Here is a 20,322-nt window from a genome sequence, read left to right as displayed (position 1 = left end):
GGGAGGCGCAGCGCGCCTCCCCGGCCCGAGGTCCACCCGTTCGAGTGACCGCGTGTTCTGACGGTTTTTTCTTATAGGTAAAGCGGGGAAAGCGACCGGCGGCTACGCCTGTCCGCGCACGCCCTTCGCCAGTTCCCCGGCCAGCTCACGGACCGCCTCGAGGCCCGAGGCGTGGTCGGGTGCCTCCAGCATCCGCTTCACGAACGCCGAACCGACGATGACGCCGTCGGCGAAGCCGGCGACCTCGGCCGCCTGGGTGCCGTTGGAGACGCCGAGGCCGACGCAGACGGGCAGCCCGGTGCCGGTGGCCCGGGTCCGCTCGACCAGGTCCTGGGCCTGGGCGCCGACGGACTCGCGGGTGCCGGTGACACCCATCAGCGAGGCCGCGTAGACGAAGCCGCTGCCCGCCGCGGTGATCTGCGCGAGCCGCTCGTCCTTGCTGCTGGGGGCGACGACGAACACGGTGGCGAGGCCGTGCTTGTCGGCATGCTCCCGCCACAGGGCCGACTCCTGCACGGGCAGGTCGGGCAGGATGCAGCCCGCGCCGCCCGCCTCGGCCAGCTCGGCGGTGAACCGCTCGACGCCATAGCGGTCGATGGGGTTCCAGTACGTCATGACGAGGACGGGCTTGCCGGTGGCCGCGTGGGCCTCCCTGACCGTCCGCATGACGTCCGCGATCCTGACGCCGCCGCGCAGGGCGATGTCGTCGGCGGTCTGGATGACGGGGCCGTCGAGGACGGGGTCGCTGTGCGGCAGACCGACCTCCACGACGTCCGCCCCGCCGTCGAAGACGGCCTTGATCGCCTCGATGCCGCCGTCCACGGTCGGGAATCCGGCCGGGAGGTAGGCGATGAGCGCGGAGCGGCCCTCGGCCTCGGCGGCGGCGAGGGTGTCCGACAGCAGCTGGATCTTCCCGCTCACTTGGCGTCCCCCTCGATCTCGGCGGTGTCGGTGGCGTCGGCGGCGACCTCGGCGTCGGTGTCGTAGAGGCCGAAGTAGCGGGCGGCGGTGTCCATGTCCTTGTCGCCGCGGCCGGAGAGGTTGACGACGATCAGGCCGTCCTTGCCCAGCTCCTTGCCGACCTCGAGGGCGCCGGCGAGGGCGTGAGCGCTCTCGATGGCCGGGATGATGCCCTCGGTGCGCGACAGCAGGCGCAGGGCCTGCATGGCCGCGTCGTCGGTGACCGCGCGGTACTCGCCGCGGCCCGAGTCCTTCAGGTAGGAGTGCTCGGGGCCGATGCCCGGGTAGTCCAGACCGGCCGAGATCGAGTACGGCTCGGTGATCTGGCCCTCCTCGTCCTGCAGGACGTAGGACCGGGAGCCGTGCAGGATGCCGGGCTCGCCGGCGGTCAGGGTGGCCGCGTGCTCGCCGGTCTCGATGCCGTGCCCCGCCGGTTCGCAGCCGATGAGGCGGACGCCCGGGTCGGGGATGAAGGCGTGGAAGAGGCCGATGGCGTTGGAGCCGCCGCCGACGCAGGCGACGGCGGCGTCGGGGAGGCGGCCGGCGCGCTCGAGCAGCTGGCGGCGGGCCTCGACGCCGATGACCCGGTGGAAGTCGCGGACCATGGCCGGGAACGGGTGCGGACCGGCGACCGTACCGAAGAGGTAGTGGGTGTGATCGACGTTGGCGACCCAGTCCCGGAAGGCCTCGTTGATGGCGTCCTTCAGGGTGCGGCTGCCGGACTTCACGGCGACGACCTCGGCGCCGAGCATGCGCATGCGGGCCACGTTCAGGGCCTGGCGCCTGGTGTCGATCTCGCCCATGTAGATGGTGCAGTCGAGGCCGAAGAGCGCGCACGCGGTGGCGGTCGCGACGCCGTGCTGGCCGGCGCCCGTCTCGGCGATGACCCGGGTCTTGCCCATCCGCTTGGTGAGCAGGGCCTGGCCGAGCACGTTGTTGATCTTGTGGGAGCCGGTGTGGTTGAGGTCCTCGCGCTTGAGGAACACCCGGGCGCCGCCGGCGTGTTCGGCGAAGCGGGGGACTTCGGTCAGGGAGCTGGGCCGGCCGGTGTAGTTGACCATCAGGTCGTCGAGTTCGCGGGCGAACTCGGGGTCGGCCTTGGCCTTGTCGTACTCGACGGCGACCTCGTCCACGGCGGCGACGAGGGCCTCCGGGATGAACTTGCCGCCGAATGTGCCGAAGTAGCCTTCGGCGGAGGGGACTTGGCCCTCCGGGTCGGGGAAGAAGAAGTGGCTGGGCATGCCGAAACCTCACGGTGAGTGCGTGTGAAATGACACTATTCGCCGTGGGGGCGGGGTTTTGTCCGTTGACTGCGAGCCGTCAGTGGTTTTTCGCGCCCGCGCGGCGGTAGCCGCAAAGAGAACGGAGCCCCGCGCCCCTCAGGTTGGCCGCTGCCATCGCATGCCGTTTACCTGCCCGGGCTCATCGCCGATGACGTAACGCACGCGACGACCGTGAACGCGCCTCGCCGGGGCGCGGCAGCCCCTCGGGCGGCAGCCGCGCGCCAGGCGGGCGTACCGGTCCACGGTCGTCACGGTGAGAGTCATCGGTTTCAGCCTACCGGGTGATCAGCTCCGGCCGTGCCGCAGCGCGGGGTGCTCGCCCGCGGCGACCAGGTCGGAGACGGCGGCCTTCGGGTCGCGCCCGGTGACGAGGGACTCGCCGACCAGCACCGCGTCGGCGCCGGCGTTGGCGTACGCGATGAGGTCGTGCGGGCCGCGGACGCCGGACTCGGCGACCTTGACGATGTGGTCCGGGATCTCCGGGGCGACCCGCTCGAACGTGCCGCGGTCGACCTCCAGAGTCTTCAGGTTGCGCGCGTTGACGCCGATGACCTTGGCACCCGCGTCGACGGCGCGTTCGACCTCGTCCTCGTCGTGCACCTCGACGAGCGGGGTCAGACCGATCGACACCGCACGCTCGATCAGCGACTCCAGGGCCGGCTGGTCGAGCGCGGCCACGATCAGCAGCGCGAGGTCGGCACCGTAGGCCCGGGCCTCCCACAGCTGGTACGAGGTGACGATGAAGTCCTTGCGCAGGACCGGGATGTCCACGCGCGCGCGGACGGCCTCCAGGTCGGCCAGCGAGCCGCCGAAGCGGCGCTGTTCGGTCAGGACGGAGATGACGGCCGCGCCACCGGCCTCGTAGTCCGCGGCGAGCCCCGCCGGGTCGGCGATGGCGGCCAGCGCGCCCTTGGAGGGGCTGGAGCGCTTGACCTCGCAGATCACCTTGACGCCGTCGCCCTTGAGCGCGGCCACCCCGTCCTTGGCGGCGGGTGCCTTGGCCGCGCGCTCCTTGAGCTCGTCGAGGCTGACGCGTGCCTGCCGCTCCGCGAGGTCGGCACGGACTCCGTCGATGATCTCGTCGAGCACACTCACGCGAGCGGCCCCCTTCCTGACGGTTGTTCCTTCAGGTTTTGAAAACCCGTGGTCACTTGCGATGGTATCCGCAGGAGGCCGATGCCTCCGCATCTGGTGGACGCCGGTCCCACTACCTGGACCTTCACCGTTCGATCAAGGATGCAACCAGCCGCCCGGGGGCAGGTTCCGGACAGCCGTGAACACCAGCAGCAGCACGCCGGCCGCCCACAGGTGCACCGGCCCGAGGGCCGGGCGCAGCGGCCGGCCGCGCACCGCGCGGATCGCCCAGACGGTCCACAGCACCGCGAAGCCCAGGTAGCCGGCCACGCCCAGCGCGTTGTCGTGCAGGGCGGTGAGCAGGTCGCCGTGGACGAAGGCGTGTGCGCTGCGCAGTCCGCCGCACCCGGGGCAGTACAGGCCCGTGAGCCGGTACAGCGGGCAGACGGGGTAGTGGCCGGGCTCGTTCGGGTCGACGGCGCCGACGTACGCGAAGGCGCCGGCGACGGCCGCGAGCAGCCCGCCGGGGACGGCGAGCCGGTGGCGCAGCGGTGCCGCGGGCGCTGTCGCCGGCGGGGCCACGCGGCGGTGGGCGTTCACCCTGGCATTGTGCCGCGCGCCTGTGCCGCACGCGCGGCGCCGCGGGGGTACGGGCAGCCACGGGCCCGCGGCCTATCGCGCCCCGGCCGGGACAACCACACGTCCGGGCGGCGAAAACCCAAGAGGCGGCCCCGCACCTCTCCGGGTGCCGGACCGCCCCTCGAAGGCAGTGCGGGAACTCAGCTCTCCGCGGCCACCGGCTCGGAGGTCGCGAGGGCGCCGCCGACCATCTTCAGGGGCTTCGTGTCGGCGCCGAGGCCCATGGCGCGCATGATGCCGCCGACCACCGCACCGCCGAGGATGAGCACCATTCCGGCCCAGAAGCCGACGGTGTTGGCCATCACCATGAAGGCGCCGGCGACCAGGAAGCCGATGAAGGAAATGATGACGCCGGTCCAGGCGGCCGGGGTGTGACCGTGGCCGTGGCTGCTGCCCGCCATGTCTGTGCTCCTCGTTGCTGTGTACGTGTCCCGTGAGAGCGGCGTACGTTCGTACGGCTCCGAGCCCGCCCGTTCAGTGTCCGAGCCGGACGCTCACCGCCCATTGTCCCGTACGCACGCGCGCCGCGGACGCGGGGGTGGCGTCTGGTACGCCACACTCGCCTCCCCCTGATCGGCGCTTGATCGTCCCTTGATCGGCGCTTGAACCAGCGCTCGACGGGCGCTCGGCCGGCGGCTCAGGCCCCGGTCGGGTCCTCGCCGCGGTCCAGGGCCTTCCAGATCTCCTCGGGCCGCTCGGGATCGGCCGGGGTGGCCTTGCGGCGCGGGCGCTCGGCGCCGCGCTCGTAGCGGCCGGACATGGCGGGCCACAGGTTTCCGTAGCGCAGGGCGAGCAGGCCGGCCAGCAGGATCAGCGCGCCGCCGGCGGCCGCGACGTACGGCCAGCCGGTGTGGCTGAGCGCGGCGACCGTGGCGGAGGTGTCGCCGCTGGCCTGGGCGGCCTTGTCGTCCAGCGCGGAGGTGTCGGAGGCGGAGACGAGGGCGGCGGCCACGATCCCGGCGCCGGACAGCGCGAGCAGACCGGACACGACGAGGCGGCCGGCCCTGCGGACGGCGAAGACGGCGACGAGCGCGGCGAGGCCCACTATGGCGAGGGCCGCGGGGACGCCCGTGACGTCGCTGCCCTTCGCGGTGAGCGGGAAGGCGCCGCCGGCCACCGTCGCGGTGCCCTCCGCCCAGCGCTGCCGGGTCGAGAGCAGCGTCACGGCCGCGCCGAGCGCGCCGCACAGAAGGGCCAGGGCGAGGCTCCGCCGGCCGGACCGGACGGGCGCGGCGGCTTCGGAACGGGGGTGAGGAACAGCAGTCACGTACTCCACTATCGCCCGAACCCCGGGCGATACGTCACCCGGGGTTCGTATGAGAAGCGCCCCACTCGCCCGAAGCGCCCTACCTTCCCAGCCGGTTGGCCGTGTGAACGGCGCGCAGGACCGCCGCCGCCTTGTTGCGGCACTCCTGGTCCTCCGCCACCGGGTCGGAGTCGGCGACGATGCCGGCTCCGGCCTGGACGTAGGCCGTGCCGTCGCGCAGCAGGGCCGTGCGGATGGCGATGGCCGTGTCGGAGTCGCCCGCGAAGTCCAGGTATCCGACACAGCCGCCGTACACGCCGCGGCGGGACGGCTCCAGTTCGTCGATGATCTGCATCGCCCGGGGCTTGGGGGCGCCGGAGAGGGTGCCCGCCGGGAAGCAGGCGGTGAGCACGTCGAAGGCGGTGCGGCCCGCGGCGACCGTACCGGTGACGGTCGAGACGATGTGCATCACGTGCGAGTAGCGCTCGACGGACATGAAGTCGACCACCTCGACCGAGCCGGGCTCGCAGACCCTGCCGAGGTCGTTGCGCCCGAGATCCACCAGCATCAGGTGCTCGGCGCGCTCCTTGGGGTCGGCCATCAGCTCCTCGGCGAGGGCCTGGTCCTCCTGCGGGGTGGCCCCGCGCGGGCGGGTGCCGGCGATGGGGTGGACCATGGCCCGGCCGTCCTCGACCTTCACCAGGGCCTCGGGGGAGGAGCCGACGACGTCGAACGCCGCTCCTTCCCCGTGGGGGAACCGGAACAGGTACATGTACGGCGACGGGTTGGTGGCCCGCAGGACGCGGTAGACGTCCAGGGCGCTCGCCGTGCACGGGGTCTCGAAGCGCTGGGAGGGCACGACCTGGAAGGCCTCGCCCGCGCGGATGCGTTCCTTGATGTCCTCGACGGCCACCTGGAAGTCGGGGCCGCCCCACAGCGCGGTGTACTCGGGCAGCTCCGAGGGCGGCAGCACGGCGGGCGGCTGGGGCACCGCGCGCGTGAGGTCGGCCTCCATGGCGTCGAGGCGGGCCACGGCGTCGGCGTAGGCCTCGTCCACGCCGGTGTCGAGGTCGTTGTGGTTGATCGCGTTGGCGATCAGCAGGACCGAGCCCTCCCAGTGGTCCATCACGGCGAGGTCGCTGGTCAGGAGCATGGTCAGCTCGGGCAGCTGCAGGTCGTCGCGCTCGCCGGGGCCGATCTTCTCCAGACGGCGCACGATGTCGTAGCCGAGGTAGCCGACCATGCCGCCGGTGAAGGGCGGCAGACCCTCCTGATTCGGGGTGTGCAGGGTCTGCAGCGTGGCGCGCAGCACCTCGAGCGGGTCTCCTGCGGCGGGGACGCCGACGGGCGGGGTGCCCAGCCAGTGGGCCTCGCCGCCGCGCGTGGTGAGGGTGGCGGCGCTGCGCACGCCCACGAAGGAGTACCGGGACCAGGAGCGGCCGTTCTCCGCGGACTCCAGAAGGAAGGTGCCGGGGCGCTCGGCGGCGAGCTTGCGGTAGAGCGCGACCGGGGTGTCGCCGTCGGCGAGGAGCTTGCGCGTGACCGGGATGACACGCCGGTCGGCGGCGAGCTTGCGGAAGGTCTCGAGGTCCATGGCCGCTGACCTTACTGATCCGTGTTCGCCAAGGACGCCCGCGGGGCGCCGGAACCGGCGTCCTTGAGCAGCACGTCCTCGTCGAAGCAGGTCCGGGCGCCGGTGTGGCAGGCGGCGCCGACCTGGTCGACCTTGACCAGCACGGTGTCGGCGTCGCAGTCCAGCGCGACCGACTTCACCCACTGGAAGTGCCCCGAGGTGTCGCCCTTGACCCAGTACTCCCGGCGGCTGCGCGACCAGTAGGTGCAGCGGCCGGTGGTCAGCGTGCGGTGCAGCGCCTCGTCGTCCATCCAGCCGAGCATGAGCACCTCGCCGGTGTCGTACTGCTGGGCGATGGCGGGGACGAGTCCGTCGGGGCTGCGCTTGAGACGCGCGGCGATCTCCGGGTCGAGGCTGCCGGGCCCGGGCGTTGCGGTCGTGCTGGTCATGAGTGCCATTGTGCCGCGCGGGACCGACAGCGCGGAGCGCGCGTCCGCTGGGCGGACTTTCTGACTGGTCGTAGGCTGACTCCCATGTCGACCTTCGCCAAGCGTGAACGGCTGCTGCTCGCTGACCTGCTGGAGACCGTCGGACCGGACGCCGAGACCCTCTGCGAGGGCTGGCGGACCCGGGACCTGGCCGCGCACGTGATCGTGCGCGAGCGCCGCCCGGACGCGGCCGGGGGCACGCTGATCAAGCAGCTCGTCCCGCGCCTGGAGAAGGTGATGGCCGAGTACACCGCGAAGCCGTACGACGAGCTGATCCAGCTGATCCGCACCGGCCCGCCGCGCTTCTCGCCGTTCCAGCTGAAGCAGGTCGACGAGGCGGCCAACGTCGTCGAGTTCTACGTCCACACCGAGGACGTCCGCCGCGCCCAGCCGGACTGGAGCCCGCGCGAGCTGGACCCGGTCTTCCAGGACGCCCTGTGGTCCCGCCTGGAGCGCACCGCGCGGCTGATGGGCCGGGGTGTGCCGACGGGTCTGGTGCTGCGGCGTCCGGACGGGCAGACGGCGGTGGCGCACCGGGGCACACCGGTGGTGACGGTGACCGGCGAGCCGTCGGAATTGCTGATGTTCGCGTTCGGCCGGCAGAACGCGGCCCGGGTGGACCTGGAGGGCGACGCGGACGCCATCGAGAAGGTGCACCAGTCCCGGCAGCTGGGACTGTGATCCGAGAAGGGAGCCGGCCCGTGATCAAGGTCGCCATGACCGGTGTGTACGTGGACGACGTGGCCCGGGCGCACGCCTTCTACACGGACGTCCTCGGCTTCGAGACGCGGCTCCACATGGACCTGGGCGACGACACGCTGTTCGTCACGGTCGGCGCGCCCGCCGGGGCCCAGCCGGACCTCCAGCTGCTGCTGGAGCCCGGGCAGGGCCCGATCGCGGAGTCGTACCGCAGCGCGCTGCACGAGGCGGGCATCCCGTGCATCGTCTTCTCCGTGGACGACCTCCGGGCGGAGTACGCGCGGCTGCGCGGCCTGGGCGTCCGGTTCACGCATCCACCGCAGCAGCAGGGGCCGGTCCTCGCGGCGGTGTTCGACGACACCTGCGGCAACCTGGTGCAGCTGATTCAGTCGAAAGGGTGAATTCGGCGGGGCACGGTGAGGCTCCCCGAGGAGAGCTGGTGCCCGGCGGGCAGGCGGTCTCTCCTGCGAAGCGGCCCCGGCGGCAGCGGCCAGGGCCCGAGTACGGCCCTAGCGGACGGGGTGGCCCGCCTCGCGCAGGGTCTGCTTCACCTCGCCGATCCGCAGGTCGCCGAAGTGGAAGACGGAGGCGGCCAGCACCGCGTCCGCGCCGGCGGCGACGGCCGGCGGGAAGTCGGCCAGTCTGCCCGCGCCGCCCGAGGCGATCACCGGGACGGTGACGTGCTTGCGGACCGCGGCGATCATCTCCAGGTCGTAGCCGTCCTTGGTGCCGTCGGCGTCCATGGAGTTGAGCAGGATCTCACCCGCGCCCAGTTCCGCCGCCCGGTGCGCCCACTCCACCGCGTCGATGCCGGTACCGCGCCGGCCGCCGTGGGTCGTGACCTCGAAGGAGCCCGGCGCGGCACGGCGGGCGTCCACCGAGAGGACCAGGACCTGGCGGCCGAAGCGTTCCGCGATCTCACGGATCAGGTCGGGGCGGGCGATCGCGGCCGTGTTCACGCCCACCTTGTCGGCGCCCGCCCGCAGCAGCTTGTCCACGTCCTCGGCCGTACGGACGCCACCGCCCACGGTCAGCGGGATGAACACCTGCTCCGCGGTGCGGCGCACCACGTCGTAGGTGGTCTCCCGGTTGCCGGAGGACGCGGTGATGTCCAGGAACGTCAGCTCGTCGGCGCCCTCGGCGTCGTACACCTTGGCCATCTCGACGGGGTCGCCCGCGTCGCGCAGGTTCTGGAAGTTCACGCCCTTGACGACCCGGCCGTTGTCCACGTCCAGGCAGGGGATGACTCGGACCGCCAGGGTCATGAGTGCTCAGGCTCCTCTGAATGCTTCAAGCTCTACTTCGACCAGGATGCGCGGGTCGACGAAACCCTCGACCACGAGAAGGGTCGTACACGGGCGCACGGAGCCGAACAGCTCCTTGTGGGCCCGTCCCACCTCGTCGACGTCGCGCACATGGCTCAGGTACATACGGGTGCGGATCACGGACTCGATGCCGAGCCCGAACTCCTTCAGCGCCTCGAGGGCGTTGCCGAAGGCGACCTTGGTCTGCTCGTACGGGTCGCCCTCGCCGTACAGCACCCTGCCCTTGAAGGACGTGGTGCCGCCGACGGACACCCGGTCCCCCGCCGCGACGGCGCGCGCGAACCCGAAACTCTCTTCCCAGGGACTTCCGCTCTGCACCCGCCGCACGGCATCGGACGTCATGACGACACAGCCTCCAAGGCCTCTTCCAGGGTGAACGCCTTCGCGTACAGGGCCTTCCCGACGATGGCGCCCTCGACACCGAGGGGTACCAGCTCGGCGATCGCCCGGAGGTCGTCCAGCGACGACACGCCGCCGGAGGCCACGACCGGCCGGTCGGTGGCGGCACACACATTGCGCAGCAGTTCCAGGTTCGGGCCCTGGAGGGTGCCGTCCTTGGCGATGTCGGTGACGACGTAGCGGGCGCAGCCCTCCTTGTCGAGGCGGTCCAGCGTCTCGTAGAGGTCGCCGCCGTCGCGGGTCCAGCCGCGGCCGCGCAGGGTCGTGCCGCGCACGTCGAGGCCGACGGCGATCTTGTCGCCGTGCTCCGCGATGACCCTGGCGACCCACTCCGGGGTCTCCAGGGCGGCGGTGCCGAGGTTCACGCGGGTGCAGCCGGTGGCCAGGGCGGCGGCCAGCGAGGCGTCGTCGCGGATACCGCCGGACAGCTCCACCTTGATGTCCATCGCCTTCGCGACCTCGGCGATCAGCTCACGGTTGTCGCCCGTGCCGAACGCGGCGTCGAGGTCCACCAGGTGCAGCCACTCGGCGCCGGACCGCTGCCAGGCGAGCGCGGCCTCCAGCGGGGAGCCGTACGAGGTCTCCGTGCCGGACTCGCCGTGCACGAGGCGGACGGCCTGGCCGTCGCGGACGTCGACGGCGGGGAGGAGTTCGAGCTTGGCCATGTCTCTACAGGGTTCCGATCCAGTTGGTGAGGAGCTGGGCGCCGGCGTCGCCGGACTTCTCGGGGTGGAACTGGGTGGCCCACAGGGCACCGTTCTCCACGGCGGCCACGAACGGCCTGCCGTGCGTCGACCAGGTGACCTTGGGAGCCGTGATCACCGGGTTGTGCGTCTCCAGGGCCCAGTCGTGGACGGCGTAGGAGTGCACGAAGTAGAAGCGGGCGTCGGCGTCGAGGCCGGCGAACAGCTCCGAGTCGGCGGGGGCGTCGACGGTGTTCCAGCCCATGTGGGGCACGACGTCGGCCTCGAGCGGCGCGACCGTGCCGGGCCACTCGTCCAGTCCCTCGGCCTCCACACCGTGCTCGATGCCGCGCGCGAACAGGATCTGCATGCCGACGCAGATGCCCATCACGGGCCGGCCTCCGGACAGCCGGCGGTCGATCACCCAGTCGCCGCGGGCGTCACGCAGTCCCCGCATACAGGCGGCGAAGGCGCCGACGCCCGGCACGAGCAGGCCGTCGGCGTTCATGGCCTTGTCGAAGTCACGGGTGATCTCGACATCCGCGCCCACGCGCGCGAGGGCGCGTTCCGCGGAACGGACGTTGCCGAAGCCGTAGTCGAAGACGACGACCTTCTTCGCGGGCGCGGTCAATTCCACACCTCCAGCCGCATGACGCCGGCGACGAGACACATGGCGGCGCCGATCGAGAGCAGCACGATGAGGCTCTTGGGCATCTGCTGCTTGGCGAAGGAGATGATCCCGCCGACCAGGAAGAGGCCGACGACGATCAGCAGGGTGGAGAGGCCGTTCATGGGTTTACAGCGCGCCCTTCGTGGAGGGGAGGATGCCGGCCGCGCGCGGGTCGCGCTCGGAGGCGTAGCGCAGCGCCCGGGCCAGCGCCTTGAACTGGCACTCCACGATGTGGTGCGCGTTGCGCCCGTACGGCACGTGCACGTGCAGCGCGATCTGCGCCTGGGCGACGAAGGACTCCAGTATGTGCCGGGTCATCGTCGTGTCGTACTCGCCGATCATCGGCGCCATGTTCTCGGGCTCGGTGTGCACGAGGTACGGGCGGCCGGACAGGTCGACCGTCACCTGGGCGAGGGACTCGTCCAGCGGGACCGTGCAGTTGCCGAAGCGGTAGATGCCCACCTTGTCTCCGAGGGCCTGCTTGAAGGCGGCGCCCAGCGCGAGGGCGGTGTCCTCGATGGTGTGGTGGGAGTCGATGTGCAGGTCGCCGTCGGTCTTCACGGTCAGGTCGAACAGACCGTGCCGGCCGAGCTGGTCGAGCATGTGGTCGTAGAAGCCGACGCCGGTGGCGATGTCGGTCTTCCCGGTGCCGTCGAGGTCGATCTCGACCAGGACGGACGTCTCCTTCGTCGTACGTTCTGTGCGGCCTACGCGGCTCATGCCTGGGGCTCCTTCTTGACTTCACGGACCGCGCCGAGGAACGCGTCGTTCTCCTGCGGGGTTCCGGCGGACACCCGCAGCCACCCCGGTACGCCGTTGTCCCGGACCAGGACGCCCCGGTCGAGGATCTTCCGCCAGGCCTCGTGGGAGTCCGTGAACCGGCCGAACTGGACGAAGTTCGCGTCGGATTCGATGACTTCGAAGCCGATCGCGCGCAGTTCGGTGACCAGCCGGTCCCGCTCCGACTTCAGCTGCTCGACGTACTTCAGCAGGGTGTCGGTGTGCTCCAGGGCGGCCAGGGCGGTCGCCTGGGTGACGGCCGACAGGTGGTACGGCAGCCGCACGAGCTGGACCGCGTCCACGACCGCCGGGTCGGCGGCGAGGTAGCCGAGGCGCAGGCCCGCGGCGCCGAACGCCTTCGACATCGTGCGGGAGACGACGAGGTGCGGCCGGCCTTCCAGCAGCGGCAGCAGCGAGTCGCCGTGGCTGAACTCGATGTACGCCTCGTCCACGACCACCATCGACGGCTTGGCCGCCTGGGCCGCCTCGTACAGCGCGAGGACGGTCTCGGGCGGAACCGCGTTGCCGGTGGGGTTGTTGGGGGTCGTGATGAAGACGACGTCCGGCTGGTGCGCGGCGATCGCACGCTCGGCCGCGGCGAGGTCGATCGTGAAGTCCTCGTTCCGGGGCCCGGAGATCCAGCCGGTGCCCGTGCCGCGCGCGATGAGCGCGTGCATCGAGTACGACGGCTCGAAGCCGATCGCGCTGCGGCCCGGTCCGCCGAAGGTCTGCAGCAGCTGCTGGATGACCTCGTTGGAGCCGTTGGCCGCCCAGACGTTCTCGATGCCGAGGGGGTACTTGCCGGTCCTCGTCAGGTACTTGGCCAGCTCGGTGCGCAGCTGGACCGCGTCCCGGTCCGGGTAGCGGTTCAGGTCACGGGCGGCCTCGCGCACCCGCTCCGTGATCCGCTCGACCAGCGGCTCGGGCAGCGGGTAGGGGTTCTCGTTGGTGTTCAGCCGTACAGGGACGTCCAACTGGGGCGCGCCGTAGGGGGTCTTGCCGCGCAGTTCGTCCCGTACGGGAAGATCGTCGATCCTCACGTCGCTCACTTGCTCTCGGGTACCTTCCAGCCGAACCTCGCCTTGATCGCCGCACCGTGCGCGGGCAGGTCCTCCGCCTCGGCCAGCGTCACCACGTGGTGCGCGACCTCGGCCAGCGCGTCCTTCGTGTAGTCCACGATGTGGATACCGCGCAGGAAGGACTGGACGGACAGGCCCGAGGAGTGACAGGCGCAGCCGCCGGTGGGCAGGACGTGGTTGGAGCCGGCCGCGTAGTCGCCGAGCGAGACGGGGGCCCAGGGGCCGATGAAGATCGCGCCCGCGTTCTTCACCCGGTCGGCCACCGCGGCGGCGTCCGCCGTCTGGATCTCCAGGTGCTCGGCGCCGTACGCGTCGACCACGCGCAGGCCCTCCTCGAGGCCGTCCACGAGGACGATCGCGGACTGCCGGCCCTCCAGCGCGGGCACGATCCGGTCCTCGACGTGCCTGGTGGCCGCGACCTGCGGCGCCAGCTCCTTGTCCACCGCGTCCGCCAGCTCGACGGAGTCGGTGACGAGGACGGCCGCCGCGAGCGGGTCGTGCTCGGCCTGGCTGATCAGGTCCGCGGCCACGTGCACCGGGTCGGCGCTGTCGTCGGCGAGGATCGCGATCTCGGTCGGGCCGGCCTCGGCGTCGATACCGATCTTGCCGGTGAAGAAGCGCTTGGCGGCGGCGACCCAGATGTTGCCGGGGCCGGTGACCATGTTCGCCGGGGCGCAGGACTCGGTGCCGTAGGCGAACATCGCGACGGCGGTGGCGCCGCCGGCGGCGTAGACCTCGTCCACGCCGAGCAGGGCGCACGCGGCGAGGATCGTCGGGTGCGGCAGGCCGCCGAAGCCGGCCTGCGGCGGGGAGGCGAGCGCGATGGACCCGACCCCGGCCTCCTGGGCCGGTACGACGTTCATGACCACGGAGGACGGGTACACCGAGCGGCCACCGGGCGCGTACAGACCGACACGCTCGACCGGCACCCACTTCTCGGTCACCGAGCCGCCGGGCACCACCTGGGTGGTGTGCGTCGCGCGGCGCTGCTCGCGGTGGACCAGGCGGGCGCGGCGGATGGACTCCTCGAGCGCGGCGCGCACGGCCGGGTCGAGGGCGGCCAGCGCGTCGGCGAGCGCCTGGGCCGGCACACGGACGGATTCCAGCCGTACTCCGTCGAACTTCTCGGCGAAGTCGATCAGCGCCGCGTCGCCACGATGATGCACGGCCTCGCAGATCGGACGCACCTTCTCCAGGGCGGCCTGAACGTCGAAGTCGGCTCGGGGCAGCAGGTCGCGCAGGGCGGGGCCCTCGGGAAGGGCGTCGCCGCGCAGATCGATTCGGGAGATCACGGACTCAATTCTCTCAGACCGGGGTCGCGAGTCGTGCGCGCGTATCAATGGCTGATACAGAACGTGGCCGAACTCGGAAGATCACCTTCACCTCTAGTGTTCCGGCAGTCACTCAGCGGGCATGAACGGCTGTACGAACGCTGTGGAGGGAGAAGGACCAGCGGTGACCGAGGGGGCCGGCTTCCGTGCCGGGGACGTGCCGGAGGAGCTGACGGCGGCCGAGGCGGGCATGTGGCAGGCCTTCCGCAACGGCAGCGTGTACGACCTGAGCAGCGGGGACGCCGTCGTGGACGATCCGCACGGCGGGCATCCCTGGGGGCCCGAGCGGAGCGTGCGGGCGCGGATCGTGTGCTGGCTGCTGCTGGACGGACCGCCGGCGCTCGCGGGCCGGGTGTCCTCCCTGAAGCTCGTCGGCGTCCGGGTCACCGGCTCGCTGGACCTGGCGGGCGGCACGGTCCTGCCGTACGTGGAGCTGCGCGACTGCCGCTTCGACGGCGAGGTGTTGCTGCCGGAGGCCCGGTTCACGACCCTGCGCCTGGTGGGCTGCGCGGTGCCGCGGCTGGAGGCGGCCCGGGTGCACACCGAGGGCGACCTGCACCTGCCGCGCTGCCGCTTCCAGAACGGGATCCGGCTGACCGACGCGCACATCGGCACCGATCTGCTGCTCAACGAGGCCGTCGTGTACCGCGGCCGCAGCGGCCGGTCGATCACGGCGGACGGTCTGACCGTGGGCCAGGACCTCCAGGCGGAGATGCTGGAGTCGCACGGCGAGCTGAGTCTGCGCGGCGCCAAGGTCGGCGTGTCGCTCAGCCTGCGGGGCGCGAGACTCTCCAACGCGTACGGCCGGCTGGCCCTGAACGCCCCCCAGCTGACCGTCGAGCGCACCCTGTACCTGACCCCGGCCGGCGTGGGCAGCCCGCTGCTGAGCGGCACGACACCCGCGCGCGGGACGCGGATCCAGCGCTTCGAGTGCCGGGGCGGGATACGGCTGGACGACGGGCGGTTCGGGGACGCGGTCGACCTGGAGCGGGCGCGGTTCGCCTTCGGCGACGACCAGGAGCTGTCGCTGCGCCGGGTGCACTCGCCCGAGCTGCGCTTCCTCGGGGACAGGCCGCAGCACGGCAAGGTCGTGCTGTCCGGGGCGCGGATCGTCAACCTGGTGGACCGCGCGGGCGCCTGGCCGGGGGCCGGCAACCTGCACATGGCCGGGTTCACCTACGAGAACCTGGTGCCGCAGGGCCCCTTCCCGCTGACCCGGCGCCTGGACTGGGTGGCGGCGGCCACCGCGGAGTACGCCCCGGAGCCGTACGAGCGGCTGGCGACGGTGCTGCGCGCGGCCGGGGAGGACGAGGACGCGCGCGAGGTGCTGCTCGCCAAGCAGCGCCGGCGCCGCGAGACGCTGCCGCTCGCCGCCAAGGTGCTGGGCTATGTCCAGGACTGGACGGTCGCCTACGGCTACCGGCCGGGCCGGGCCGCGGTGTGGATGGCGGTGCTGTGGGCAGCGGGCACGCTGGCCTTCGCGCACGCCGGCCATGCGCCGCGGAGCCGCGACGAGCATCCGTTCTGGAGCCCGGCCCTGTTCACCCTGGACCTGCTGCTGCCGGTGATCGACCTGGGCCAGGCCGGCGACTGGCAGCTGCACGGCGGCTGGGCGTGGCTGGCGAGCGCGATGATCCTGCTCGGCTGGATACTCGCGACGACGGTGGCCGCGGGAGCGACGCGGCTGCTGCGACGGAACTGAACGCGAGTGCGCTTGCGGGACGGCGACCGGGCCGTCACCTTTACCCCTCCTTGACCCTGCGCCGTACAACTTTTCCGGACTTGCCCGAACCCTCTGGCGCGCCCCCGACCTGCGGACTTTCAATGGTCGACACCATGGCTCCGCTGCCTTCGTTCATCCGCTGGGCCCGGATGACCAAACGCTCCGCGCACCCGGCCGGCCTGCCCGCGGCCGGGGACGAGGCCGTGCTCGACGCGCCCGACAACCGCCTCTCCCCCGCGCTGGTCGCGGCCGCCCGGGGCGAGTACGACACGGCGGCCGCCCTGCTGGCCGCCACCCGTGCCGCGGCCGCCTGGGAGAACCACGACCGGTACGTACGGCACCTGGCCGCCTTCGCCCGCTCACGCCCCGAGTGGTTCGAGGCCTGGTGCACGACCGCCCCGCGGGACCCCGGCGCGCTGCTGGTCGGGGCCCAGCTGGCGGTGGACCGTGCCTGGCCCTCGCCGGCCCGCGCCGAGCTGCTGCGCGAGGTGAGCCCGCTGATCACCGCCGCCGCCCGGGCCGACGACCGTGATCCGGTGCCCTGGCGGATCGCGCTGGACCACGCGCGCGGCTCCCGGGCCGGGCACCGCTATGTCGAGGAGCTGTGGGAGGCGGCCGTCCGGCGCGCCCCGCACCATCACGGCTGCCATGTGGCCGCGCTGCGCTACCTGGCCGCCTCCTGGCACGGCGCGCACGGCGAGTGCCTCGACTTCGCCGACCGGGCCGCGCAGGACGCCCCGGCCGACTCGTTCGTCCAGGCGCTGCCGGCCCGCGCGGCCTTCGGCTATCTGACCGACGGCTGCGGTCCCCAGGTGCCGCGCGCCCGGCTGGAGGCCGCCGCGGACAGCGCGGTCGCACTGTCCGCCCGCTTCCCGGCGGACGACCCCTGGTCCGCCGGGATCCGCAACAAGCTGCTGTACGTCCTCGTGCGCCTGGAGCGCTGGCAGGACGCCCGCGCCCAGCTCGCCCTGATCGGCCCGTACGCCACGTCCTTCCCATGGGACCGGTGCTCCGACGACCCGCTCGGCCACTTCCTGCGGCTGCGCGCACACCTGCTGTCGCCCCTTCCGCAGCCGCTGCCCGCGGGGCCCGCGGCCTGGTCCGGGGCCCTGCTCGGCAAGCACGGCGGACACGTTCGCGCCGTCGACCACTAGGCTGGGGCGCCGTGACCACCGTCCGTCTCCCGCTGTTCCCGCTGAACACCGTGCTGTTCCCGGGACTCGTGCTGCCGCTGAACGTCTTCGAGGAGCGCTACCGCGCCATGATGCGCGAGTTGCTCAAGGCCCCCGAGGACGAGCCGCGCCGGTTCGCCGTCGTGGCGATCCGCGACGGCTACGAGGTGGCGCCGAGCGCCCCAGGCATGCCGGACCCCACGGCCCAGCCCGACCGGGGGCCGGCCGCCGGCTTCGGCCCGGATCCGCTCAAGGCCTTCCACGGGGTGGGCTGTGTGGCGGACGCGGCGACGATCCGGGAGCGGGCCGACGGCGGCTTCGAGGTGCTCGCGACGGGGACGAGCCGGGTACGGCTGCAGTCCGTGGACGCGTCGGGTCCCTTCCTCACGGCGGAACTCGAGGAACTGCCGGAGGAACCGGGCGACGAGGCGGGCGCGCTGGCCGAGGGGGTGCTGCGCTCCTTCCGGCAGTACCAGAAGCGGCTGGCCGGGGCCCGTGAGCGCTCGCTGTCCTCGGGCGCCGAGCTGCCGGACGACCCGAGCGTGGTGTCGTACCTGGTGGCCGCCGCGATGGTGCACGACACGCCGACCAAGCAACGGTTGCTGCAGGCGCCGGACACCGCCTCGCGCCTGCGGGACGAGCTGAAACTCCTTCGCGCCGAGACCGCCATCATCCGTAGCCTGCCGTCGCTGCCCGCGTTCGAGCTGACGCGGACGCCGACGAGTCTGAACTGAGGAAGCCTGATGGCGAAGAAGCAGAAGAAGCAGCAGCAGTCCGGGGGGACTCCCGCGACCGTCGCCCTGACGGCGGCCGGGGTGGACTTCACGGTCCACTCCTACGACCACGACCCGGCCCACCCGTCCTACGGCGAGGAGGCGGCCGAGGCGATGGGTGTCTCCCCCGACCGTGTCTTCAAGACGCTGCTCGCCGACGTCGACGGCGCCCTGACGGTGGCCGTGGTCCCGGTCTCCGGCTCCCTGGACCTCAAGGCCCTCGCGGCGGCGGTCGGCGGCAAGCGCGCGGCCATGGCCGACCCGGCCCTCGCGGAGCGGACGACGGGCTACGTCCGCGGCGGCATCTCCCCGCTCGGCCAGCGCAAGCGGCTGCCGACGGTGCTGGACGACTCGGCCGAGGCGCACGAGACGATCTGCGTGTCGGCAGGCAGGCGGGGCCTGGAGGTGGAGCTGACCCCAGGCGACCTGGCAAAGCTCACGAACGCGGTACTGGCCCCAGTGGGCCGAGCCTGAGACGCCACCGGGGGGGGCGTTCCCGGCCGAGGGGCACCATCTCGGCTGGCGGGCGCCTTCCTAGCCGACGAGCACCATCTCGGCTGGCGGGCGCCATCTCGGCCTACGGGCGTTCCTGACCGACAGGCGTGACGTTCCCGACAGACGGGCGCCCTCTCGGCCGACGGACGCCTTTCCTGGCCGACGAGCACCATCTCGGCTGGCGAGCACCATCGTGGCCTGCGGGCGCCATCTCGGGCGGCAGCTGTTCCCGGCCGACGCGTGCTCTCGGCCGACGGGCCCGCTTACCGGCCGGCGGGGCTTTCCGGCCAACAGGTCTCCCCCAGCCGACAGACGTACCCGGCCGACAGAGGTTCCCGGTCGGCGCGCCGGGTTCGGCCCGCGGCGACGGTCGCGGACTGGCCTACGGCAGGGGCGCCCCGTAGTCCGGCTCGGGGTCCCGGGGTCCGAACGCCGCGGTCAGCCCGAGGTGCACGACCAGCGCGGCGAACGGCCAGGCCAGCAGCGCCCCCTTCGCCCCGAGCTTCAGCGGCGCGGAGAAGGTGACCCCCTTGCCCACGGCCTTCGCGTGCGCTATCACGTCGGAGCCGGGCCCGAGCCACATCCCGAGCCGCCACGCCAGCAGCGACCCGAGCAGCCCGCCTATGCCCAGTGCCACCACGAGCGGCACACCCCCGCACCGTCGCAGCAGAAACGCCGCCAGCCCGCTGACCAGTCCGAAGCCCAGCCCCAGCAGGGTGAACGTGCCGTCCACCCCGATCGCCTGCTCCCCCTCGCTGTCCTTGAGGTAGACGACCCAGCTCTTGTCGACCTCGTCGCCGATCAGCGGCACATGCGGTGCCAGCCACCACCACAGCAGCCCCAGCAGCACCCCGCCCAGCACCATCGCCACCGTGATCACGGCGGCGTCACGCACTTCCGTCTTCATGCCGGGGCCGTCCTGTTCGTACGTGCCCGCGCCCGGCGCCTGCGCAGGCGGTGCCTGCCAGACCTGGTGCGGGGTGTTGTCGTGCGGTGGCGGTGGCGGAGTCAGCGGTGCGGTCACCCTGACATCGTGCCAGGTCGCGTTGTGCCCCGCGTCACCGGACGGCGGCCCGGCGGTACGCCCGGGCCGCCACGGCCAGCGAGACCACCCCGACACCTGCGCACACGCCCAGGTCGACGAGGACCACGGCCCAGTCCGGGTGCGCCCCGAAGGTCCGGGCGTACGCCTCCACGCCGTACGTCGACGGCAGCAGGTCCCGCGCCAGCCGGACGATCTCCGGCATCCGGTCGGCCGGCAGCACCCCGAGCAGCAGCGCCGCGGACATGCCCAGCTGGCCGAGGAGCGTGGCCAGTTCGGGCCGCGGCGCGAGCAGCCCGCAGGCGGCGCCGAGCCCGGACAGCGCGGCCCCGGCGAGCGGGATCACGGCCAGCAGGATCCACAGGTTGGACAGCGGCAGCCCGAACAGCACGCATCCGAAGACGGCCGTCACCAGGGTTCCCGGCACCGTGAAAGAGGCGTAGGCGGCCGCCGCGCCCAGCACCACCGCGGCCGGCGGGACCGGCAGCGTGGCGTAGTGGTCGAGCCCGCCGCTGGCCCGCAGCTGCCCGAAGTACTGCGCGAGCAGGTTCAGCGCGACGTACGCGACGACCAGCACCGACGACCCGGCGACCACGGACCGCGCCTCGGCGCCGCTGTCGACGACGCCGCGCATCATCACCGTGATGCCGACGGACTGGAAGGTGGCCACGAACAGCAGCGGGATCCGTGCCACCCGGGCCCGGGACAGCTGCGCCCGGTAGACGGCCGCCAGCGCCGGCCACAGCCGTGCGGACGGTCCCAGCTGCGCCGCCTGCGGTGCCGTCTCGGGCACGGCCCGGGCGCTGCCCGGCAGCACCTGGGCGGGTACGACACTCACGTCGAGCTGCTCCTCTTCCCTACGGCAGTCGCGTACACCCATACGCATTC

At 72.5% G+C, this 20,322-nt stretch carries 25 protein-coding genes; 6 read left to right on the top strand and 19 right to left on the bottom strand.

Annotated features, from left to right (window positions below; all coding sequences use genetic code 11):
- Positions 1 to 102: 102 nt before the first annotated feature.
- The 9 genes from trpA to hisI form a co-directional block, all read right to left on the bottom strand.
- On the bottom strand, positions 103 to 921 hold the full coding sequence (gene trpA, locus A6P39_RS30545) for a tryptophan synthase subunit alpha (RefSeq protein WP_067042707.1): 819 nt from the start codon (positions 919 to 921) through the stop codon (positions 103 to 105).
- Complete coding sequence (gene trpB / locus A6P39_RS30540; protein WP_067042705.1) at positions 918 to 2,201, bottom strand: tryptophan synthase subunit beta; 1,284 nt, start codon at positions 2,199 to 2,201, stop codon at positions 918 to 920. Before trpB ends, trpA begins: the two co-directional genes overlap by 4 nt.
- A gap of 138 nt (positions 2,202 to 2,339) precedes the next feature.
- Positions 2,340 to 2,507: a tryptophan biosynthesis modulator TrpM gene (gene trpM / locus A6P39_RS45585; RefSeq protein ID WP_443052998.1), complete on the bottom strand. Its 168-nt coding sequence runs from the start codon at positions 2,505 to 2,507 to the stop codon at positions 2,340 to 2,342.
- Positions 2,508 to 2,528: 21 nt separating this feature from the next.
- Positions 2,529 to 3,338 carry an indole-3-glycerol phosphate synthase TrpC gene (trpC, locus tag A6P39_RS30535; protein WP_067042702.1) on the bottom strand — a complete coding sequence of 270 codons (810 nt, stop codon included), beginning with the start codon at positions 3,336 to 3,338 and terminating at the stop codon, positions 2,529 to 2,531.
- Positions 3,339 to 3,473: 135 nt separating this feature from the next.
- The gene (locus tag A6P39_RS30530; protein WP_234378801.1) at positions 3,474 to 3,917 is read right to left on the bottom strand and encodes a DUF2752 domain-containing protein; all 444 of its coding nucleotides are present in this window, start codon (positions 3,915 to 3,917) and stop codon (positions 3,474 to 3,476) included.
- A gap of 179 nt (positions 3,918 to 4,096) precedes the next feature.
- Positions 4,097 to 4,357 (bottom strand): HGxxPAAW family protein, encoded by a 261-nt coding sequence (locus tag A6P39_RS30525; RefSeq protein WP_067042696.1) that lies wholly within the window; start codon positions 4,355 to 4,357, stop codon positions 4,097 to 4,099.
- Positions 4,358 to 4,593: 236 nt separating this feature from the next.
- Complete coding sequence (locus tag A6P39_RS30520; protein WP_067042693.1) at positions 4,594 to 5,232, bottom strand: TIGR02234 family membrane protein; 639 nt, start codon at positions 5,230 to 5,232, stop codon at positions 4,594 to 4,596.
- A gap of 70 nt (positions 5,233 to 5,302) precedes the next feature.
- Positions 5,303 to 6,796, bottom strand: coding sequence for an anthranilate synthase component I (locus A6P39_RS30515; protein ID WP_067042689.1), 1,494 nt, complete (start codon positions 6,794 to 6,796; stop codon positions 5,303 to 5,305).
- 11 nt (positions 6,797 to 6,807) lie between these two features.
- The gene (gene hisI / locus A6P39_RS30510) at positions 6,808 to 7,224 is read right to left on the bottom strand and encodes a phosphoribosyl-AMP cyclohydrolase (protein WP_067042993.1); all 417 of its coding nucleotides are present in this window, start codon (positions 7,222 to 7,224) and stop codon (positions 6,808 to 6,810) included.
- Between the two features lie 84 nt (positions 7,225 to 7,308).
- On the opposite strand from hisI, the gene A6P39_RS30505 reads away from it, so the two are divergent.
- Together A6P39_RS30505 and A6P39_RS30500 are read left to right on the top strand one after the other, a co-directional pair.
- Positions 7,309 to 7,944: a TIGR03085 family metal-binding protein gene (locus A6P39_RS30505; RefSeq protein WP_067042686.1), complete on the top strand. Its 636-nt coding sequence runs from the start codon at positions 7,309 to 7,311 to the stop codon at positions 7,942 to 7,944.
- Positions 7,945 to 7,964: 20 nt separating this feature from the next.
- Complete coding sequence (locus A6P39_RS30500; RefSeq protein WP_067042683.1) at positions 7,965 to 8,363, top strand: glyoxalase/bleomycin resistance/extradiol dioxygenase family protein; 399 nt, start codon at positions 7,965 to 7,967, stop codon at positions 8,361 to 8,363.
- Positions 8,364 to 8,471: 108 nt separating this feature from the next.
- Here the strand turns inward: A6P39_RS30500 and hisF are convergent, their stop codons facing one another.
- From hisF to hisD, 8 genes are read right to left on the bottom strand one after another with little or no spacing between them, the layout of a single operon-like run.
- Positions 8,472 to 9,227, bottom strand: coding sequence for an imidazole glycerol phosphate synthase subunit HisF (hisF, locus tag A6P39_RS30495; RefSeq protein ID WP_067042680.1), 756 nt, complete (start codon positions 9,225 to 9,227; stop codon positions 8,472 to 8,474).
- A gap of 6 nt (positions 9,228 to 9,233) precedes the next feature.
- A complete protein-coding gene (locus tag A6P39_RS30490; RefSeq protein ID WP_067042677.1) occupies positions 9,234 to 9,629 on the bottom strand; it encodes a RidA family protein in 396 nt (131 codons plus the stop codon).
- A complete protein-coding gene (gene priA, locus A6P39_RS30485) occupies positions 9,626 to 10,351 on the bottom strand; it encodes a bifunctional 1-(5-phosphoribosyl)-5-((5-phosphoribosylamino)methylideneamino)imidazole-4-carboxamide isomerase/phosphoribosylanthranilate isomerase PriA (protein WP_067042674.1) in 726 nt (241 codons plus the stop codon). The genes A6P39_RS30490 and priA overlap by 4 nt, the downstream gene beginning before the upstream one ends.
- A 4-nt stretch (positions 10,352 to 10,355) precedes the next feature.
- The gene (hisH, locus tag A6P39_RS30480; RefSeq protein WP_079133245.1) at positions 10,356 to 11,000 is read right to left on the bottom strand and encodes an imidazole glycerol phosphate synthase subunit HisH; all 645 of its coding nucleotides are present in this window, start codon (positions 10,998 to 11,000) and stop codon (positions 10,356 to 10,358) included.
- Positions 10,997 to 11,161: a hypothetical protein gene (locus tag A6P39_RS30475; RefSeq protein WP_199840743.1), complete on the bottom strand. Its 165-nt coding sequence runs from the start codon at positions 11,159 to 11,161 to the stop codon at positions 10,997 to 10,999. The genes hisH and A6P39_RS30475 overlap by 4 nt, the downstream gene beginning before the upstream one ends.
- A 4-nt stretch (positions 11,162 to 11,165) precedes the next feature.
- Complete coding sequence (hisB, locus tag A6P39_RS30470) at positions 11,166 to 11,759, bottom strand: imidazoleglycerol-phosphate dehydratase HisB (protein WP_067042668.1); 594 nt, start codon at positions 11,757 to 11,759, stop codon at positions 11,166 to 11,168.
- Positions 11,756 to 12,868, bottom strand: coding sequence for a histidinol-phosphate transaminase (locus A6P39_RS30465; protein ID WP_067042665.1), 1,113 nt, complete (start codon positions 12,866 to 12,868; stop codon positions 11,756 to 11,758). Before A6P39_RS30465 ends, hisB begins: the two co-directional genes overlap by 4 nt.
- A complete protein-coding gene (hisD, locus tag A6P39_RS30460; RefSeq protein WP_067042662.1) occupies positions 12,865 to 14,190 on the bottom strand; it encodes a histidinol dehydrogenase in 1,326 nt (441 codons plus the stop codon). Before hisD ends, A6P39_RS30465 begins: the two co-directional genes overlap by 4 nt.
- Positions 14,191 to 14,353: 163 nt before the next feature.
- Here hisD and A6P39_RS30455 point away from each other — a divergent pair, with 163 nt between their 5' ends.
- From A6P39_RS30455 to ybaK, 4 genes are all read left to right on the top strand, one after another.
- Positions 14,354 to 15,931, top strand: coding sequence for an oxidoreductase (locus A6P39_RS30455; RefSeq protein ID WP_067042660.1), 1,578 nt, complete (start codon positions 14,354 to 14,356; stop codon positions 15,929 to 15,931).
- Between the two features lie 122 nt (positions 15,932 to 16,053).
- On the top strand, positions 16,054 to 17,106 hold the full coding sequence (locus tag A6P39_RS30450; protein ID WP_199840742.1) for a hypothetical protein: 1,053 nt from the start codon (positions 16,054 to 16,056) through the stop codon (positions 17,104 to 17,106).
- Between the two features lie 11 nt (positions 17,107 to 17,117).
- Positions 17,118 to 17,858, top strand: a complete 741-nt coding sequence (locus A6P39_RS30445) for an LON peptidase substrate-binding domain-containing protein (RefSeq protein WP_067042657.1) — start codon at positions 17,118 to 17,120, stop codon at positions 17,856 to 17,858.
- A 9-nt stretch (positions 17,859 to 17,867) separates the two neighbouring features.
- A complete protein-coding gene (ybaK, locus tag A6P39_RS30440) occupies positions 17,868 to 18,371 on the top strand; it encodes a Cys-tRNA(Pro) deacylase (RefSeq protein WP_067042655.1) in 504 nt (167 codons plus the stop codon).
- 403 nt (positions 18,372 to 18,774) lie between these two features.
- On the opposite strand, the gene A6P39_RS30435 is transcribed toward ybaK, so the two are convergent.
- Together A6P39_RS30435 and A6P39_RS30430 are read right to left on the bottom strand one after the other, a co-directional pair.
- Positions 18,775 to 19,416, bottom strand: coding sequence for an AAA family ATPase (locus tag A6P39_RS30435; RefSeq protein ID WP_067042652.1), 642 nt, complete (start codon positions 19,414 to 19,416; stop codon positions 18,775 to 18,777).
- 34 nt (positions 19,417 to 19,450) lie between these two features.
- Positions 19,451 to 20,272 carry an ABC transporter permease gene (locus A6P39_RS30430; protein ID WP_067042649.1) on the bottom strand — a complete coding sequence of 274 codons (822 nt, stop codon included), beginning with the start codon at positions 20,270 to 20,272 and terminating at the stop codon, positions 19,451 to 19,453.
- Between the last annotated feature and the right edge of the window lie 50 nt (positions 20,273 to 20,322).

This window comes from Streptomyces sp. FXJ1.172, from assembly GCF_001636945.3.
GTDB lineage: Bacteria > Actinomycetota > Actinomycetes > Streptomycetales > Streptomycetaceae > Streptomyces.
The sequence above is the reverse complement of the archived record's forward strand: the minus strand, read 5'-3'. Positions and strand labels throughout refer to the sequence as shown.

Coding starts and splice junctions, on each gene's coding strand:
- A6P39_RS30490 (WP_067042677.1), bottom strand. CDS start 9,629: ATGACGTCCGATGCCGTGCGGCGGGTGCAGAGCGGAAGTCCCTGGGAA.
- priA (WP_067042674.1), bottom strand. CDS start 10,351: ATGGCCAAGCTCGAACTCCTCCCCGCCGTCGACGTCCGCGACGGCCAG.
- ybaK (WP_067042655.1), top strand. CDS start 17,868: ATGGCGAAGAAGCAGAAGAAGCAGCAGCAGTCCGGGGGGACTCCCGCG.
- A6P39_RS30505 (WP_067042686.1), top strand. CDS start 7,309: ATGTCGACCTTCGCCAAGCGTGAACGGCTGCTGCTCGCTGACCTGCTG.
- trpB (WP_067042705.1), bottom strand. CDS start 2,201: ATGCCCAGCCACTTCTTCTTCCCCGACCCGGAGGGCCAAGTCCCCTCC.
- A6P39_RS30450 (WP_199840742.1), top strand. CDS start 16,054: ATGGTCGACACCATGGCTCCGCTGCCTTCGTTCATCCGCTGGGCCCGG.
- hisI (WP_067042993.1), bottom strand. CDS start 7,224: ATGACCAGCACGACCGCAACGCCCGGGCCCGGCAGCCTCGACCCGGAG.
- hisB (WP_067042668.1), bottom strand. CDS start 11,759: ATGAGCCGCGTAGGCCGCACAGAACGTACGACGAAGGAGACGTCCGTC.
- A6P39_RS30475 (WP_199840743.1), bottom strand. CDS start 11,161: ATGAACGGCCTCTCCACCCTGCTGATCGTCGTCGGCCTCTTCCTGGTC.
- A6P39_RS30525 (WP_067042696.1), bottom strand. CDS start 4,357: ATGGCGGGCAGCAGCCACGGCCACGGTCACACCCCGGCCGCCTGGACC.
- hisF (WP_067042680.1), bottom strand. CDS start 9,227: ATGACCCTGGCGGTCCGAGTCATCCCCTGCCTGGACGTGGACAACGGC.
- trpM (WP_443052998.1), bottom strand. CDS start 2,507: ATGACTCTCACCGTGACGACCGTGGACCGGTACGCCCGCCTGGCGCGC.
- A6P39_RS30515 (WP_067042689.1), bottom strand. CDS start 6,796: ATGGACCTCGAGACCTTCCGCAAGCTCGCCGCCGACCGGCGTGTCATC.